The sequence below is a fragment of the Gemmatimonadaceae bacterium genome, assembly GCA_036273715.1.
Classification (GTDB): Bacteria; Gemmatimonadota; Gemmatimonadetes; order Gemmatimonadales; family Gemmatimonadaceae; genus JADGGM01.
In genome coordinates this window covers 1-17725 of the sequence record DASUHB010000041.1, presented here as the reverse complement: position 1 = coordinate 17725, position 17725 = coordinate 1, and the positions used below count along the sequence as shown (strand labels likewise).

Below are 17725 nucleotides of genomic sequence, written 5' to 3'. Positions count from 1 at the left end.
TACTCGAGCATCTCGTAGTCGAGGCCGGCGTAGCCGCGGCTCACCGTCTTGAGCTTGTCGTAGAAATCGAGGATGATCTCGCCTAACGGAAACTCGAAGTCGAACTCGACGCGGCTGGCGTCGAGGTAGCTCATGTTGCGGTAGACGCCGCGGCGCTCGGTGCCCAACGCCATGATCGCGCCGATGTAGTCGGCCGGCGCCACGATGCGCGCCTTGACGAACGGTTCCTCGATGCGATCCACCTCGGAGCCGTGCGGCATCGTGGACGGGTTCTCGATCACGTCCATCGCGCCCGTGGTGCGGTACACGTGGTACTCCACGTTGGGCACGGTGGTCACGAGGTCGAGATCGAACTCGCGCTCCAGCCGCTCCTGCACGATCTCCATGTGCAGCAGGCCCAGGAACCCGCATCGAAAGCCGAAGCCTAACGCAGTCGACGTCTCGGGCTCGTAGCGGAGGGATGCGTCGTTGAGCTGCAGCTTCTCGAGCGCGTCGCGCAGCTCCGGATACTGGTTGGCGTCCGTCGGATAGAGGCCCGAGAACACCATCGAGTGGATGTCCTGATACCCGGGCAGCGCGGCGGCCGCGCGATTGGCGGCGTCGAAGATGGTGTCGCCAACACGCGTCTCCTGCACGCGCCGCACGTTCGCCACCACGTACCCCACTTCCCCGGGCGAGAGCGACGCGCTCTTCACCTGGCGGAGCTGATGGTATCCGACTTCGTCGACTTCGTAGGTCGCGTCGCTCGCGCCGAAGGCAATGTTCATCCCCGGACGCAGGACGCCGTCGACGACCCGCACCATCGGAATCGCGCCGCGATAGCGATCGTAGTACGAATCGAAGATGAGGGCGCGCAATGGCGCGCCGGGATCGCCCTCCGGCGGCGGAATCTTGCGCACGATTTGCTCGAGCAGCGCGTCGATCCCGATGCCTTCCTTCGCGCTCACCAGCAGGATGTCGTCCGGGTCGGCGCCGATGAGGTCGTGCACTTCCTGTTTGCGACGGTCCGGCTCTGCACTCGGCAGGTCGATTTTGTTGAGCACCGGGACGATTTCGAGTCCGGCGTCGAGTGCAAGAAAGAGATTGCTCAGCGTCTGCGCCTGGATGCCCTGCGACGCGTCGACGACGAGGATCGCGCCCTCGCACGCGGCGAGCGAGCGCGAAACTTCATACGTGAAGTCGACGTGTCCCGGCGTGTCGATCAGGTTGAGCTCGTACGCGCGGCCATCTTTCGCGCGATAGTTCATGCGCACGGCGTTGAGCTTGATGGTGATGCCGCGCTCGCGCTCGAGGTCGAGCGTGTCGAGCACCTGCTCCTTCATCGCGCGCTTTTCCAACGTGCCCGTGGCTTCGATCAACCGGTCGGCGAGCGTCGACTTGCCGTGGTCGATGTGTGCGACGATGCAGAAATTGCGGATGTGATCCTGTTTCACGGGCTCTCGAGCTGAGCGGTCGAATGAACGCGAAATATACTCGGTCGGCGGGTGCGGACCCGCACCGCCCGGCGAGCTACCTACGAGTGCCGACCAACGGCTAAGTTGCACGTCCATGTCTTCGACACGTCCCGACCTGTTGGACCCTGCCACGATCGCGGCGCTGGGGCGCATCGAAATCGTGGCGCGCTGGATCGTGGACGGCTTCCTTACCGGGTTGCACCGGTCGCCGCGCAAAGGATTCTCGGTGGAGTTTGCGGAGCACCGTCCGTATCTCCCCGGCGACGAGCTGCGCTACGTGGACTGGAAGATCGCGGCGCGCGCGGACAAGTGGGTGGTGAAGCAGTACGAGGAAGAGACGAATCTGCGCGCGACCATCGTGCTCGATGTGAGCCGGTCGATGGCGTGGCGCGGCGATGAGTCGCGCCTCACGAAGCTCGCGTATGCCGAACGACTCGCCGCGGCCATCGCGCTGTTGTTCCTGCGGCAGCGGGACGCGGTCGGGTTGGTGCGCTTCGACGACGCCGTGCGGAGCGCGGTGCCGCCGCGGGTGCGCAGCGGGCAGTGGCAGCGCATCGTGGCGGCGCTGGATGATGCCGGTGCGGGGCGCGCGTCGTTCGCGCCGGCGGCGTTGGAGCAGGCGGGCCGGCTCATCGTGCGTCGCGGGATGATCGTGCTCATCTCGGATCTGCTCATGGACCCGCCCGATGTGATCTCGCGCGTGCGCGCGCTGCGGCACGCGGGGCACCACGTGGCGGTGCTCCACGTGATGGATCCGGCGGAGCGCGATCTGCCGGCGCGCGGCGACGCGCTGTTCGTGGATCCCGAGAGCGACATCGAAGTGCCGGCGGCGTCCGCCGACGTGCGGGCGGCGTACCGGCAGACGGTGGACCGTGCGTTAGGCGAATGGCGCGACGCGCTGTCCGGCGTGGGCGCGGCCTACGAGCTGGTCACGACGGACGCGCCGTTCGGCGTGCCGCTCCGGCGGGCCTTTGCCGTGAGGCAGCGGCTGCCGTGATCGACTTTCTGTCGCCGCTCTGGCTCGCCGCGGCGGCCGCCGCGGCGGTGCCGCTGCTGCTGCACCTGTTGCGCCGCCGGATCGGCGCGCGCGTCGAGTTCCCGGCGGTCCGGTATCTGGCGCGCGCCGAGCGCGAGCACAGCCGCAAGCTGCGGCTCCGCAACCTGCTGTTGATGCTGTTGCGCATGGCGGTGGTGGTGTGCGTGGCGGCGGCGGCCGCCCGGCCCGTGCTGCGCGTGTCCGGCGCGGGACACGCGCCGACCGCGTTAGGCGTAGTACTGGACAATTCGATGAGCACGTCGGTGATTGTGGCCGGTCATCCGGTGCTGGAGGATCTGCGCGCGCGCGCGTCGCAACTGGTGCGCGCGGCATCGCCCGACGACCGCGTGTGGCTGATCACGGCCGACGGCGTGGTGCGCGGCGGCGCACGGTCGGCCATTCTCGATGACATCGCCCGTGCCGAGGCGCTCGCCGGCGCGGGTGACATGGAAGATGCGGCGACGCGCGCGAGCACCGTGGTGGCGAGCGCCGCGCTCCCGGAGCGCGAGGTGGCCGTGGTGACCGACGGCCAGGCGACGGCGTGGCCGGAGCCCGTTTCGTTAGGCGCGGTCACGGCCTTCGCCTACCGGCCGGCGGCCGATGCGCCGCCTAACCGGGCGGTGGTGGACGCGCGCGCGCAGCCAGTGCGCTGGACCCCCGGCGGCGCCGTGCAGGCGCGCGTGATGACCCCCGACTCGGCCACCTACCGCATCACCCTCGAGGGACGCACGCTGGCGCGCGGCACCGTCACCCGCGACGAACCGATCCTCGTGCGCGCCGAACCGTCCGAGCGCGGGTGGACCGCCGGGTCGGTGGAGCTCGAGCCGGACGAGCTGCGCGGCGACGACGCGCGGTGGTTCGCGACGTGGATCGGGCCCGCGCCGGCCGTGCACATCGCGCCGTCCGCCGGACCGTTCGCCTCGAGCGCGCTGGACGCGCTCGTCGAAGCGGAGCGCGCGCGCGCCGGCGGCGCCATCACGTTCGCTTCGGCCGACGAAGTCACCGCACTGCCGGCGCTGCTCGTGGCCCCCGCCGATCCGGTGAAACTCGGCGCCGCCAACCGGACGCTGGAACGGTTAGGCATCCCCTGGCGGCTGGGTGCGGCACGACACGGTGAAACCACCGTGCGCGGCGCGGCCGGCTCGCCCGTGCCCCTGGCCGACGTCACCGCCACGATCCGGTATCCGCTCGCGCCCCGCACCAGCGCGCGGTCGGACACGCTCGCTACCGCCGCGGGCGAGCCGTGGATCGTGAGCGGTCCGGGCTACGTGCTCATTGCATCGCCGCTCACGCCGGACGCGACGACGTTCCCGGTGCGCGCGGCCTTCGTGCCGTGGTTAGGCGACGTGCTGTCGCAACGGTTGAGCGCCGACGCGGGCACGGTGCTGGCGACGACGCCGGGCGCGATGGTCGTACGCCCAACGGGCGCCGACGCGCTCGAGCTGCCCGATGGCGACCGCGTCCCGCTGCCCGATGATTCGCTCGCCGCCCCCGCGCGAGCCGGCGCGTACTTTTTCCTCCATGCCGGATCGCGCATGGGGGCGATGGTGGTGAATCCCGAGCCGTCGGAATCGGATCTGCATCGGCTCGATCCAACGGCGCTTGCGGCGCGCCTTCGGGCGCGGCACGTGACGGCCGTCGAAGACGGCGCCCGGTTCACGACGGCGGTGTTCGCGACGGCGCCGCGCCGCCCGCTCGCCGCCCCGCTGCTCGCGGCCGCGCTCGTCGCGCTCGTCGCCGAGTCGGCGATGGCGCGCGGCAGCCGCACCGGCGTCTGATGCCGCTGCCCCGTCTGCTCGACGCGATCGAGTCGCTGCCCCGGTTCGCCCAACTCCTGGGCGCGGTGCCGGCACCGGGGAGCCGCCTCACGGTGGGCGGCCTGCCGGGGTCGAGCGACGCGGCGCTCGTGGCTGCGTTAGGCAGGAAGTTGGGCCAGCGGCGGTTCCTCGTCGTCGTGGCTGAATCGCTGCCCGAAGCCGAACGCTGGCTCGCCGACCTCACCGTGCTGCAGGACGACGAAGCAACCGCGCTCTACCCGCCCCGCGAAGGGTTCGGCGAGGTCGAGCCGCACCTCGAGGTGGCCGGAGAACGCGTCGAGACGCTCGAGCGCGTCGCGCGCGGCGGCGTGCGCACGCTCATTACGACCGCACGCGCCGTGCTCGAACGCACGCGCCTGCCCGACGTCGTTCGTTCGGCGCGCCTCGAGCTGCACGTCGGCGACGTGCGGCGCCTCGCGGACCTCGTCCACCACCTGGAAAATGTGGGATTCGAGCGCGTCGATCTCGTGGACGACGTCGCGCAATTCAGCGTGCGCGGCGGCATCGTCGACATCTACAGCTTCGGCATGGCCAACCCCGTGCGCCTCGAGTTCTGGGGCGACGAGATCAGCTCGCTCCGCCACTTCGACATTCTGACGCAGCGCTCGACGCGCGATGCCGAGGTGGCGCTCGTGCTGCCCGTCGACGCGCGCCCGAGCGAGAGCGCCGAGTCGGCACAGCGCGGCTCGCTGCTCGATCTGGTGCCGCCCGACACCGTGCTGGTGGTGCCGGCCCACGCGCACGTCGAGGCCGAGATGCGCCGCACGTGGGAAGAGGCGCGGCACCACATCGAGCTGGCCCGACGCCGCGGCGAAGACGCGCCGTCGCGCGACGCATTGTTCCAGCCGCCCGACGATGCCGCCGCCTCCATGGCGCGCCTCGGCGTACTGTCGCTCGTGGCCACGGCATCCGCCGGCGAGGCCGCGCCTAACGAACCCGATCTGCTGTTCACCATCCGGCCGCCGGAAGGGGTGGATCGCGACATCAAACGGCTCCGCCGCATCGTCGACGATGGCACGCCCACCGTCATCCTCTGCGACAACATCGGCCAGGCCGAGCGTCTCGAGGAACTGCTCGACGAAGCCGGGTGGACAGCCAGCGGCGCCGCGCTCGCGGTGGGCGTCATCCACGGCGGCTTCGTCATCCCGCCATCGGGACACGCGGAAGGGCTTCGCGTCCTAACGGACCACGAAATCTTCCGGCGCGAGCGCCGCATCCGCCGCCAACGCCGCTACGCCACCGGTGCACCACTCGAGACGCTCAACGGCCTCAAGCCCGGCGACTACGTCGTGCACCTCGAACACGGCATCGGCATCTATCGCGGCATCGAACAGGTGTTCGTGAAAGAGAGCACCATCGAGGCGGCCGTCATCGAGTACGAGGGCGGCGACCGGCTCAACGTGCCGCTCTATCGCATCGATCAGATCGAGCGCTACCGCTCGAGCGATGCGGGCGGCGACGCGACGCCGCCGCGGCTGCACAAGTTAGGCGGCAGGCGCTGGGCGCAGCAGCGCGACCGCACCCGTGCGGCGCTGCAGGAAATGGCGATGGAGCTGCTCGATCTCTACGCGCGGCGCCGCACCGCCACCAAGCAAAGCGCCATGCCCGACAACTCGTGGCAGCGCCAGCTCGAATCGTCGTTCCTGTTCGAGGACACCCCCGATCAGCGCACGGCCACCGACCAGGTGAAGCGCGACATGGAGAGCCCGCGCCCGATGGATCGCCTGCTCGTCGGCGACGTCGGGTACGGGAAAACCGAGGTCGCAGTGCGCGCGGCGTTCAAGGCGGTGCAGTCGGCGCGGCAAGCGGCGGTGCTCGTTCCCACCACGATTCTCGCCGAGCAGCACGGGCGCACGTTCAGCGAGCGGCTCGCCGACTTTCCGATCCGCGTCGAAACGCTGAGCCGCTTCCAGACGCCCAAACAGCAGGCCTCGGTGCTGGCTGCGTTAGGAGAAGGCAAGGTCGACATCGTCATCGGCACGCACCGGCTGCTCAGCCCCGATGTGTCATTCAAGGACCTCGGACTGCTCGTGATCGATGAGGAGCACCGCTTCGGCGTGAAGCACAAGGAGCGCCTCAAACAGCTCAAGCTCGAGACCGATGTCCTCACGCTCACCGCCACGCCGATTCCGCGCACGCTGCATCAATCGCTCGCCGGCCTGCGCGACGTCACGCTCATGCAAACGGCTCCGCGCGACCGGTCGCCGGTGCTCACGTTCGTCGAGCCCTGGGATGATGGCCTGATCGAGGAAGGCATCGCGCGCGAGATCGACCGCGGCGGACAGGTCTTCTTCGTCCACAATCGCATCGAGACCATCCAGGGTGTGGCGGACCACGTGCAGCGCCTCGTGCCCCGCGCGCGCGTCGCGGTTGCGCACGGCCAGATGCGCGAGCGCGATCTCGAGGACGTGATGCGCCGCTTCGTGTCGGGCGAGGTGGACGTGCTCGTCTCGACGATGATCGTCGAGTCCGGCCTCGATGTATCGAATGCCAATACGATGTTCGTGAATCGCGCCGATCACTTCGGGCTCGCCCAACTGTATCAGCTGCGCGGCCGCGTTGGGCGCTCGCACCGGCGGGCCTACTGCTATCTGCTGGTCCCCGACAACGTGGATCCGGAGGCCGAGCGTCGTCTGCAAGTGCTCGAGCATCACACGGAGCTCGGCGCGGGATATCAGATCGCGCTCAAGGATCTCGAGATGCGCGGCGCGGGCAATCTCCTCGGCCCGGAGCAGTCGGGCTTCGCACAGGCAGTGGGCTTCGAGATGTATCTTCGGATGCTCGATGAGACGGTGAAACACCTCGTGCGCGGCGACGGTGGCCCCAAGCTCTTGCCGGCCGACGTCTCGATGGACGTGGGCAGCTATCTGCCCGATGACTACGTCCCTATGCCGGAAGCGAAGCTCGACGTGTACCGGCGCCTGGCGCAGATGACCGAAGCCGCCGAGGTCGAGGCGCTCAGGGCCGAGTTGCGCGACCGGTTCGGCCCGCTGCCCACGCCCGCGACCGCCTTCCTGGCCAGCGCGCTGCTCCGAATTGTGGGCGGGCGCCTCGGCATCGAAGGCATACTGGTGCGCGGCGACGAAGCGCGTGTTACTTTTCGGGCTGATGCGATGCCGCGCCTCAAAGGGCTGACGGCGGCGTTTCGCGAAGTGCAATTCCAGGCCGAAGTGCGGCGTACGCAACCGCTGTCCCTCAAGATTTCTCGGCTGGGCGGCGGCGATTTGTTATCCGGACTCGTGACCGCACTAAAGAGTCTGACAACGGTATAACCTGCGGTGTAGCGGGGGACGCGATCGCTGCGGCGATCGCCGACGGGCCCGGCGTGAGAGGGGGTAGTTAGGCGCTCCGCTCACGCTGTTTCTTTGTCCAGCCGCCTGTGAACTTCGGACGCCGCATACTCTCACTCGATCGTACGCTCCTCGGCACGTCCAACACTCATTCTCTTCTCCGATGAAACTCAGATTCTTACCGCTCGCTTGCGTTGCCATGGCCCTCATCGCCTGCGAGGGGTTCAAGGACGCCATGACCGCGCACGTGGACGTTGCCGCCAAGGCTGGCACCCGCGAGCTGTCCGTCCAACGGCTGGGTTCGCTGCTCGCGCAGGCGAAGGTGCCGGCCAACCACGAGATTGCCAGCACGATCACCAATCTCTGGGTGGACTACCAGCTCCTGGCCGATGCCGCGGCGCACCAGGATTCGCTCACCGATCCCAAGCTGGTCGACCAGGCGCTCTGGTCGGTGATCGCGCAGGAGCGCATGAGCAAGTGGCACGAGCAGCACTCCAAGACCTACAGCGGCATGGACACGACGAATCTTGCCCAACGCTACGCGCAGGGTGAGATGCTCGCGGCCAGCCACATCCTGCTCACCGTGCCGCCGGGCGCGAGCCAGGCGATCAAGGATTCGGTGCACAAGAAGGCGGAGGCGCTACGGCGTCAGGTTACAGATCAGAACTTCGCCGACCTCGCCCGGAAGAATAGCCAGGACCCGAGCTCGGCCGCTCGAGGCGGGAACCTGGGCCTCTTCCCGAAGGGCATGATGGTCAAGCAGTTCGAGGACGCGGTGCTCGCGCTCAAGCCGGGCGAGATCTCGCCCGTCGTCGAGACGCAGTTCGGCTATCACATCATTCGCCGCTCGACCTTCCCCGAGGTCAAAGATGACTTCGGCCGCGAGCTCAACCAGGATGCGGTGCGGCACGCCGACAGCTTGTGGATCGTCGGGCTCGAGACGAATGGCGATGTGAAAGTGCGCGACAACGCGCTCAGCGTGCTGCGGGATGCGTCCAAGGATCTCGACGCGCACGCCAACGACGACGCCGTGCTCGCCACGTCCACCGCGGGCCCGCTCACGTTAGGCAGGCTCGTCAAGTGGGTCGACGCGTATCCGCAGAAGTCCCAGATCGAGATGGGCCTCAAGCAGGCGCCCGATAGCCAGGTGACCGCCTTCATCAAGAACATCGAGCGCAACGAGCTCGTGCTGCACGAGGCGGACAGTGCCAACGTGCAACTCGACTCCACCGACCTCGCCGAGCTGCATGCGCGCTTCTCGCAGGCGGTGAGCAGCCTCTGGGATCGGTTAGGCGTCGCGCCGAAGTCGCTCGCCGACAGCGGCAAGACCGCCGCCGAACGCGAGCGCATCGCGGCGACGCGCGCGGATCAATATCTGGACAAGCTCATGACGCAGCAGGCGTCGTACATCGCGGTGCCGCCTCCGATCGAACAGCTGCTCCGGGCCAAGTACGCCTGGAAAGTGAACGACGCGGCGCTGCAGAGCGCGACCGACCAGGCGAACAAGGAAAAGGCAAAACAGGACTCCGTGCGCGCCAAGAACCGGCCGCCGTCCGAAGTCCCGCTCGGCGCCCCGCCGGCGCCCACCAAGCCCGACAGCGGCGCAAAAAAGCCGTAATGGAACTTTGTATCCCGCACTGCGGGTAGCACGGGAATGACCATGTTGCGTCTCACAGCCGCGCTCGCAGCGGCCCTGCTCGTGGGTTCTGCGCCAGTCACGGCGCAGGACTCCACGTCCAAGCGCGATACCACCGCGCGCGACACGACGACCGCACGCGACACCACGGCGCGCGACTCATCGGCGGTCGTCGACTCCGCTGCCAGAAGCGATACGTTGGTCGCGCCGAAGTTGACGATGCCCGAGACGCCAGGCACAGCGCCGTTGCCTGCGCAGCCCGAGATGCCCGCGCCCGGGACCATGATTCCGATCGATGGCGTCGTGGCCGTGGTCGGCGATCAGCCGATTCTGCGGAGCGACATCGAAGACGCGATCAATGCGATCCGGGCGCAGGGCGGGCAGCTTCCCACCGATTCGGCGGGAGAGGCGCACATGATCCACGACGTGCTGTCGCAGATCATCGACGAAGAGCTGCTCGTTCAGGAGGCACACGTCGAAAAGATCGACGTCTCCGACAACGACCTTGCCACCGAGGTCGATCAACGGTTCCAGCAAATCCGTGGACGCTTTTCGAGCGACGCCGAGTTCCGGCAGCAGCTGAAGTTGTCGGGCTTCGCCACCCCCGATGAGTTCCGCCGTTTCCTGCTCGACAAAGCGCGGCGTGAAACGCTGCAGCAGAAGTTGTTCGAAAAGCTGCGCAGTGACGGGAAACTCACGAGCGTGCCGGTCTCGGAGGTCGAGGTCGACTCGATGTTCCAGGCGACCAAAGGACAGATCCAGAAGCTGCCGGCCACCGTCACGTATCGACAGATCGTGATTTCGCCGCAGCCGAGTCCGAAAGAAGATTCGGCGGCGCTGCTCAAGGCAGACTCGCTCTTGACGGAGATCCGCAAGGGAGCCGACTTCGCGCAGATCGCCAAGCGCGAATCGATGGACCTCTCCACGAAGGACCAGGGCGGGGATCTGGGCTGGCACCGGCGCGGGGAGTTCGTGCCTAACTTCGATGCGATGTACTTCGCCCTGCCGCCGGGCCAGGTGAGTCCGATCATCAAGACGGTGTTCGGGTATCACATCATCAAGATCGATCGCGTGCAGCCGGCCGAAGTGCGCGGAAGCCAGATCCTCATTCGTCCGAAGATCGACTCGGCCGACATCGCGCGTGCGCGCAAGCTCGCGGACAGCGTGACCGAGTTGTGGAGACATGGCGCGTCGTACGACAGCCTTGCCGCCAAGTACCATGATGTGTCGGAAGAGAAGTTGATGCCCGATCCGTTCCCGCAGGCGTCGCTGCCCAAGGAGTACCAGATGGCGATCGCGGGGCACAAAAAGGGCGACATTCTCGATCCGTTCACGATCATGGACAAGACGCGCGGGGTGCCGAAGTTCTTCATTATCGAGTTGACGTCCATCAGCGGCGCGCGCGAACCGACGCTGGCCGACTATCGCGAACGCATCCGCGACCAGCTGTCGCAGCAGAAGGCGATCCGCCACTATCTCGATTCGCTGCGGAAGGATACGTACGTCGCCGTGCTCAACGTGCCCTGAGCGGTGCGCGTGGACCTCGCGCTGAAACGATTGCTGCTCGTGCGCAGCAGAAGCGAGGGCAAGGAAGCGTGTGACGTCGGCGCGGTGACGGTGAACGGCGTGCGCGCCAAAGCGTCCACCGAAGTGCGCGCCGGCGACCGCATCGGCATCGAGTACGCCGACCGGTCACTCGGCATCGAGCTCACGGGCGAGATCGGGACTAACGTTAGTCGCGCGCAGGCCAGGAGTCTCTATCGCGTGCTGCGGGACGAGCGCACGTCCGGCGGTGCGTCGTGAGCAGCCGCGTGCGTCTCGCGGTCACGCTCGGCGATCCGCGCGGGATCGGTCCCGAGATCGTCGAACGGGCCGCGCGCGATGCCGCCGTGCTCGCCGTGGCCGAGCTGGTCCTGGTCGGTCCGAGCGGCGCCGGCCTAACGGTGCAGGAAGCGGTGGGCGAGTGGATACCAGGCGCCGGCGCCGCGCTCGCCGGCTCGTTGGCCGGACTCGCCATCGAGCGCGCCGTTGCCCTCGCCGCCGACGGCGCGGTCCACGGCATCGTCACCGCGCCGATCGACAAGGGCGCGCTGCTCGCCGGCGGCTTCGATTATCCCGGGCACACCGAGCTGCTCGCACACCTCACCGGTTCGCGCGTCGCGATGATGCTCGCATCAGACCGGCTGCGCGTCGTGCTCGCGACCACACACATTCCGCTGCGCGAGGTGACGCGCGCGCTCACGCGAGACTCGATCGTCGAGGTAGCCGGCGTGACGCGTCGCGGCCTGCAGGAATGGTACGGGCTTGCCGCCCCACGCATTGCATTGTGCGCCCTCAACCCACACGCGGGCGACGGCGGCCGGTTCGGCCGCGAAGACGATGAGCTGCTCGCGCCGGCCGCACGCTCGGCCGGTCTCGCGGGTCCGTTCCCGGCCGACACCGTGTTCGTGCGCGCGATTCGCGGCGAATTCGATGCAGTCATCGCCCCATATCACGACGTGGGCATGACGGCCATCAAAGTGGCGTCGTTCGGCAGCGCGGTGAACGTGACGCTCGGACTTCCGTTTCCGCGCACGTCGCCCGACCACGGCACTGCGTTGGACATCGCCGGCCGCGGGCTGGCGGACCCATCGAGCTTCATCGCCGCGGTGTTCGAGTGTGCGCGCATCGCGCGCGTGCTCGCCGGCCGCTGACCTATCCGGCGCCGCTCGCGCCGCGTATTCTCAGCGCCACCATGCCTCCAGCGCACGCCCATTCCTCGGGACATGACCATGCCCACGATCACGGACATGGTCACGGACCCGGTCACATTCATGGACCGCTGGAGAATTCGGGCCACGCACGGCGCTTGCGCGTCGCGCTGGCGATCACGCTTCTCGTCCTCATCGCCGAGCTCGTCGGTGGTTTCGCGGCCAACTCGCTCACGCTGCTGGCCGACGCCGGCCACATGCTCACCGACGTCGCGGCCCTCGGCCTAACGCTGTTCGTCACCTGGTTCAGCCGCCGGCCGGAGACCCCCAAGCGCACCTACGGCTATCTGCGCCTCGAGATCTTCGCCGCGTTTCTCAACGGCGGCGCACTGCTCGTGATTTCGGCGCTCATCGTGTGGGAGGCGGTGACGCGCATCCGACAACCGGAGCCGGTGGCAGGCGGGCTCATGCTCATCATCGCGCTCGTGGGGCTCGTGGCCAACATGCTCTCCGCGCGCACCCTGCACCCGGCGAGCGAGTCGAGCCTCAACCTGCGCGGCGCGTACCTCCATATTCTTGGCGACCTGCTGGGATCGGTCGGCACGGTGGCCGCCGCACTCATTATCCGCATCACGGAATGGCGGCTCGCCGATCCGATCGCGTCGATCATCGTCTCGTTGTTGATTCTGCGCAGCGCCTGGGCGCTCGTCCGGGAATCTATCGATGTGATGCTGGAGTCGACGCCCTCGCACATCTCGTTGGGCGCGGTGCGCGCGCAGCTCGAGGCCATTCCGGGCATCGAGGCCGTGCACGATCTGCACGTCTGGACGGTGACATCCGGCGTGATCGCCATGAGCACGCACGCCATTGTGCGCGAGCCGGAGCGGCACCAGCACGTGCTGGAGCACGTCCTGGACGCCATGCGGTTGTTCGGCATCCAGCACGTGACGGTCCAGATCGAACAGCAGGAGATGTACGAGCGGGAGCTGCATCTGCACGCGTAGCCGGGAGTTCCAGCGTGACTCCCGCTCGCGGTGACGCGTCTCTCATCGTCCTCTCACTGCTCCCCGGAGCGCCCGGGCCCGTCTTGATCTCCGCCGTGGACACATATCGCATCGCGAAAGAGCGTCTGGATGTGACCCTGACGCTGATTGGTGGCGAGGTGGTGGAGGGGCGGATCTTCGTGCCGGCTCCGCTGTTAGGCCATTCCGGACAGCTCGATCCGGCCGCGGTGTTCAACGACCGGGATGCGTTCTTCCCGCTCGAGTTGGCGGACGGTGAAGTCCTCCTCATGTGCAAGGCGCGCATCATCGAAGTTGCCGGGCTGCCGTTAGCCGATGATTCGGATGAGATCCGCGCCTCGGCTCCGATGTCGCTGTTGCAGATCACGCTCGCCGGCGGCATCACGCACTTCGGCTCCATGCGACTCGAGGTCCGAGCCGATCGCCCGCGCCTGCTCGATTATCTGAACGACTGCGAGCAGACCTTCCTCACGCTGTACACCGATCAGGGCGTGCGCCTCGTGAATCGCACGATGATCGAATGTGTACGTCCGCTGGACTGACATGGCTTATCTGGATCGGTTCCTCGCCGCGATGGTCACCAGCCACGCCGACGTGCTGACGCTGGCGGCAGACGACGTCGCGCGGATGACCATCGCCAACGTCGCGCGACCCGTGACCAAGCAACCGCTGCGGGGCGCGCAGCTTCGCTCGGTGCTGCTCGAGGTCGCCCCATCCGAGGCGCGCGACGCGGTCGGCGCGGGCGGCGAGGCGTCGTTCACGTACACGTACGACGCCGTCGCGTACACCGTGTCCATCGTTGCCGGCCCAACGGGACAATCGGTGGAGATCCGTCCGCAGGCGAAGGAGCCCGCCGCTGCTCCGGCCGCTCGCCCAACGGAAGCGCCGAGCGAACCGGTTGCCGCTCGTGCGGCCGAGAGCGCGGAGCCGCGTCCGAGCGGTCCGGCGATTTCGGTGGACGAGCACGAGTCCGCGCCCCGAGTGTCTGATGAAATCAACCGCGAGATCCACTGGCTGCTCGAGCAGCTCGTGTCCCGCGGCGCGTCGGACCTGCACCTGCGCGTGAGCGAGCCGCCCATTCTGCGTCTCCACGGCGAGATGTCGCGCATCGAAGGCCGCGCACCGCTCGACAACGCGACGCTCGAAGCGATGATGCTCGCGCTCATGCCGGATCGGAACCGCCGCGAATACGAGAGCATCAGCGACACGGATTTCGCGTACGAGATTTCAGGGCTGGCGCGCTTCCGTTGCAACGCGCTGCGCGACCGCCGCGGCGCCGCCGCCGTGTTCCGCGTGATTCCTGCGCGCGTCGTCAGCGCGGACGAGCTCGGCCTAACGGAAGAAGTGCAGCGCCTGGCCCACCTCCCGCGCGGCCTCGTGCTGGTCACGGGCCCGACCGGATCCGGCAAGTCGACCACGCTCTGCGCGCTCATCGACCTGGTGAACAGCACGCGCAGCGACCACGTGGTCACGATCGAAGACCCGATCGAGTTCGTGCACCAGAACAAGCAGTGCATCATCACACAGCGCCAGGTTGGTCTGCACACGCAGTCGTTCAAGCACGCCCTGCGCGCGGCGCTGCGTGAAGACCCGGACATCATCCTCGTCGGCGAGCTGCGCGATCTGGAGACGGTGTCGATCGCGATCGAGACCGCGGAGACCGGACACCTCGTGTTCGGCACGCTGCACACGACGAGCGCCGTCAGTACGGTCGACCGACTCATCGACCAGTTCCCGCCCGACCGTCAGGCCCAGATCCGCGTGATGCTCTCCGAGTCGCTGCGCGGCGTAATCTCGCAGGTGCTCTGCAAGAAAATCGGCGGCGGCCGCGTGGCAGCGCGCGAAGTGCTGCTCACGATTCCGGCGATTTCGAATCTGATCCGCGAAGGCAAGACCTTCCAGATCCCGTCGATCCTGCAGACATCGAAGCGGTTAGGCATGGTGACGCTCAACGACGCGCTGATCGACCTGGTGGATAACGGGCTCGTGGAGCCGCGCGAAGCATACGTGAAGGCAAGCGACAAGCAGGGCTTTGCCGGCATGCTCAAGGCGCGCAACCATAACACGAGTTTCCTCGAAGGCGATCTCAGCGCCGCCGCGAGCGGCGGCACCGGAAGCACGACGGCCGTGAAAGCCGAAGGCGGATTGAAAGCGCCGAGCACGCGGCCCGCGAACGCGGGCCGGTAGAGGAGAGCCGCGCGCAGAGCGCGCGGCGTCGGGAAGCATTGCTCTTTTCCCAGCGGCGCGTACTGCTCGCGCCGCGCTTCGCTGACTACGTCTTCAAGATCCTCTGCTGCAACTGCGCCTGCGTGACGTAGTAGCTCTTTGAGTGCATCCGATTCCCACCCGTGTCGCCGAAGGTGTGCTCGATCTGCGGCACCGGCGGATTGCTGGGATCGATCGCCGCGCCGTCGCCGGACGCGCCGTCGGGATGCAACGTCGCCGCAACGTCCTGCGGCACGTCCCATCCACCCGCGCGCTCGTCCTGCGGAAATGCGTCGCCATCTCCCAGTGGGAGCCCGTCGATCGGTAACGCTCCGTCAGCATCTCCCGACGATCCCCGCGGGCGGACATATTCGTCGCGCTCCTGGTATCCGTAGCCTCCGAATACCTCGCCGCCACGCATATAGTCGTTGCCGTAGCCGCGCCCGCGGGGATACTCGTTTTCTTTGGCGTCGTTCTGCTCCATTGGTCCTCCTTGGAAGAGGTCGGCCGATCGCCAAACACGCCGCGCACGTAGGACGCACCGCACACCACGCGTCTCGTGCACGCGCACCACTACAACTCGACGCCGCGCGACTTTTTCGCGCCACTCGGGTCGGATATAGTTAAAGGCTATGCTCATTCGTAACATTGCCATCATTGCTCACGTCGACCACGGCAAAACCACACTGGTCGACAAGATGCTGCGCCAGGCGGGAGCGTTCCGCGAGAACCAGGTCGTCCAGGAGCGCGTGCTGGACTCGAATCCGCTGGAAAGAGAACGTGGCATCACCATCCTTGCCAAGAATACTTCCGTCCGGTGGCGAGACGTCAAGATCAATATCGTCGATACGCCGGGTCACGCCGATTTCGGCGGTGAAGTCGAGAGAATTCTAAGAATGGTGGACGGCGTCCTCCTCGTGGTGGACGCGTTCGACGGTCCAATGCCGCAGACCCGTTTCGTCCTCCGCAAGGCGCTCGCGCTCGGCCGAACGCCGATCGTGGTCATCAACAAGATCGATCGCCCCGGTGCGGATCCTTTGCGCGTGCACGACGAAGTGCTCGACCTGTTCATCGAGCTTGAGGCGGACGACGCGCAACTCGATGCGCCGGTCGTGTATGCGTCGGCGCGATTGGGCACGGCCACGATGGACATCGACGTTCCCGGTTCCGACCTCACCCCACTCTTCGAGTCCATCGTGTCGCACGTGCCCGCTCCTCCTGAGGACTCGCAGGGGCCGTTCCAGATGCTCATCTCGACCATCGATCATTCGCCCTACCTCGGCCGATTGGGTATCGGGCGCATCGAACGAGGGACGGTACGCGTAGGCGACGAAGTGGCGTTGCTGCCGTTGGAGCCGTCGCGTCCTGCGGAGCGCGCGCGTGTGACCAAGCTCTTCGGATTCGAGGGACTGGAGCGCGTCGAGCTGCCGGCGGCCCCGACGGGAGAGATCGTTGCGCTCGCGGGACTGGAAGGGGTCGAGATCGGCCTTACGGTGACCGACGTGGAGCATCCGGACCGCCTCGCGGGTATCGCGGTGGAAGAACCGACGATTTCCGTCGACTTCATCGTGAACAATTCTCCGTTCGCCGGCAAGGAGGGACGGTTTGTCACATCGCGGCAAGTGCGCGAGCGGCTGTACAAGGAATTGGAGCGGAATGTCGCACTGCGCGTCGAAGACACCGACAACACGGACACGTGGACGGTGAGCGGACGCGGCGAGTTACACCTCTCGATTCTCATGGAAACGATGCGTCGGGAAGGGTACGAGTTTCAGGTATCGCGTCCGCGCGTGATCACGCGGCGCGGTCCAAACGGGGAGCGACTGGAGCCGTATGAAGAGCTGAGCATTGACGTGCCCGAAGAGTTTCTGGGCGCGGTGATCGAGAAGCTGGGTCCGCGTCGCGCGGAGATGCTGGAAATGAAAAATCCGGGACAAGGATTGGTGCGCTTGGTGTATCGGATTCCAGCGCGCGGATTATTTGGGTACCGCTCGGAATTTCTTACTGATACGCGTGGAACGGGGATCCTGCATCATCGCTTTCTCGAATACGGTCAATGGGCGGGTCCGCTCTCGGGGCGGAACCGCGGTGTGTTGGTGTCCATGGAGGGCGGGGTAGCGGTCGCGTTCGGGCTGTTCAATCTTCAGGAGCGGTCCACGTTGTTCATCGGTCCGGGCACCGCGGTGTACGAGGGCATGATCGTTGGAGAAAATTCACGACCGGGTGACATGGACGTGAATCCGACGAAGGAAAAGAAGTTGACGAACATGCGCACCACGGCAAGCGACGAGAACATTCAGCTCGAGGCGCCGCGGGAGTTGACTTTGGAAGGCGGGTTGGAGTACATCGAGGAAGACGAGTTGATCGAGGTCACGCCGTCTTCGATTCGGTTGCGCAAACGATATCTGAGCGCGAACGATAGAAAAAAGTTGTCGCGACAAGAGAAGCGCGAACGCGCCTCTCTGTAGTTCACCCTCACGGAGATCCGGGTCATGTTGGACGAGTTCGAGTCGTTGGACGCGGCGCAATTCCGCGGGCGCAACAACGACGACCTCGACGAGGACGCGCTGGACGA

At 67.0% G+C, this 17725-nt stretch carries 13 protein-coding genes; 11 read left to right on the top strand and 2 right to left on the bottom strand.

The features are described 5' to 3' along the window. The coding region (gene lepA, locus VFW04_09895; GenBank protein ID HEX5179632.1) for a translation elongation factor 4 at positions 1 to 1433 on the bottom strand (1433 nt) is incomplete at its 3' end. 115 nt (positions 1434 to 1548) lie between these two features. On the opposite strand from lepA, the gene VFW04_09890 reads away from it, so the two are divergent. The 10 genes from VFW04_09890 (at position 1549) to VFW04_09845 (ending at position 15132) form a co-directional block, all read left to right on the top strand. Beyond that, entirely contained in the window at positions 1549 to 2451 is a 903-nt protein-coding gene (locus VFW04_09890; GenBank protein ID HEX5179631.1) for a DUF58 domain-containing protein, read from the top strand. Beyond that, positions 2448 to 4268, top strand: a complete 1821-nt coding sequence (locus VFW04_09885; protein HEX5179630.1) for a BatA domain-containing protein — start codon at positions 2448 to 2450, stop codon at positions 4266 to 4268. The genes VFW04_09890 and VFW04_09885 overlap by 4 nt, the downstream gene beginning before the upstream one ends. Next, complete coding sequence (mfd, locus tag VFW04_09880) at positions 4268 to 7579, top strand: transcription-repair coupling factor (protein HEX5179629.1); 3312 nt, start codon at positions 4268 to 4270, stop codon at positions 7577 to 7579. Before VFW04_09885 ends, mfd begins: the two co-directional genes overlap by 1 nt. A 217-nt stretch (positions 7580 to 7796) precedes the next feature. After that, a complete protein-coding gene (locus tag VFW04_09875; GenBank protein HEX5179628.1) occupies positions 7797 to 9215 on the top strand; it encodes a peptidylprolyl isomerase in 1419 nt (472 codons plus the stop codon). 42 nt (positions 9216 to 9257) lie between these two features. Then, positions 9258 to 10760, top strand: a complete 1503-nt coding sequence (locus VFW04_09870) for a peptidylprolyl isomerase (protein ID HEX5179627.1) — start codon at positions 9258 to 9260, stop codon at positions 10758 to 10760. 9 nt (positions 10761 to 10769) lie between these two features. Beyond that, complete coding sequence (locus tag VFW04_09865; protein HEX5179626.1) at positions 10770 to 11036, top strand: S4 domain-containing protein; 267 nt, start codon at positions 10770 to 10772, stop codon at positions 11034 to 11036. Beyond that, on the top strand, positions 11033 to 11926 hold the full coding sequence (pdxA, locus tag VFW04_09860; GenBank protein ID HEX5179625.1) for a 4-hydroxythreonine-4-phosphate dehydrogenase PdxA: 894 nt from the start codon (positions 11033 to 11035) through the stop codon (positions 11924 to 11926). The genes VFW04_09865 and pdxA overlap by 4 nt, the downstream gene beginning before the upstream one ends. Positions 11927 to 12081: 155 nt before the next feature. Further along, positions 12082 to 12927, top strand: a complete 846-nt coding sequence (locus tag VFW04_09855; protein ID HEX5179624.1) for a cation diffusion facilitator family transporter — start codon at positions 12082 to 12084, stop codon at positions 12925 to 12927. 14 nt (positions 12928 to 12941) lie between these two features. Then, positions 12942 to 13487, top strand: coding sequence for a hypothetical protein (locus VFW04_09850; GenBank protein ID HEX5179623.1), 546 nt, complete (start codon positions 12942 to 12944; stop codon positions 13485 to 13487). Between the two features lies 1 nt (position 13488). Further along, the gene (locus VFW04_09845; GenBank protein HEX5179622.1) at positions 13489 to 15132 is read left to right on the top strand and encodes a type IV pilus twitching motility protein PilT; all 1644 of its coding nucleotides are present in this window, start codon (positions 13489 to 13491) and stop codon (positions 15130 to 15132) included. 85 nt (positions 15133 to 15217) lie between these two features. Here VFW04_09845 and VFW04_09840 read toward each other — a convergent pair whose 3' ends face one another. Continuing rightward, positions 15218 to 15634 carry a hypothetical protein gene (locus VFW04_09840; protein HEX5179621.1) on the bottom strand — a complete coding sequence of 139 codons (417 nt, stop codon included), beginning with the start codon at positions 15632 to 15634 and terminating at the stop codon, positions 15218 to 15220. Positions 15635 to 15782: 148 nt separating this feature from the next. Between VFW04_09840 and typA the strand changes: the two genes are divergently transcribed. Then, positions 15783 to 17618 (top strand): translational GTPase TypA, encoded by a 1836-nt coding sequence (gene typA / locus VFW04_09835; protein ID HEX5179620.1) that lies wholly within the window; start codon positions 15783 to 15785, stop codon positions 17616 to 17618. Positions 17619 to 17725: the final 107 nt, after the last annotated feature.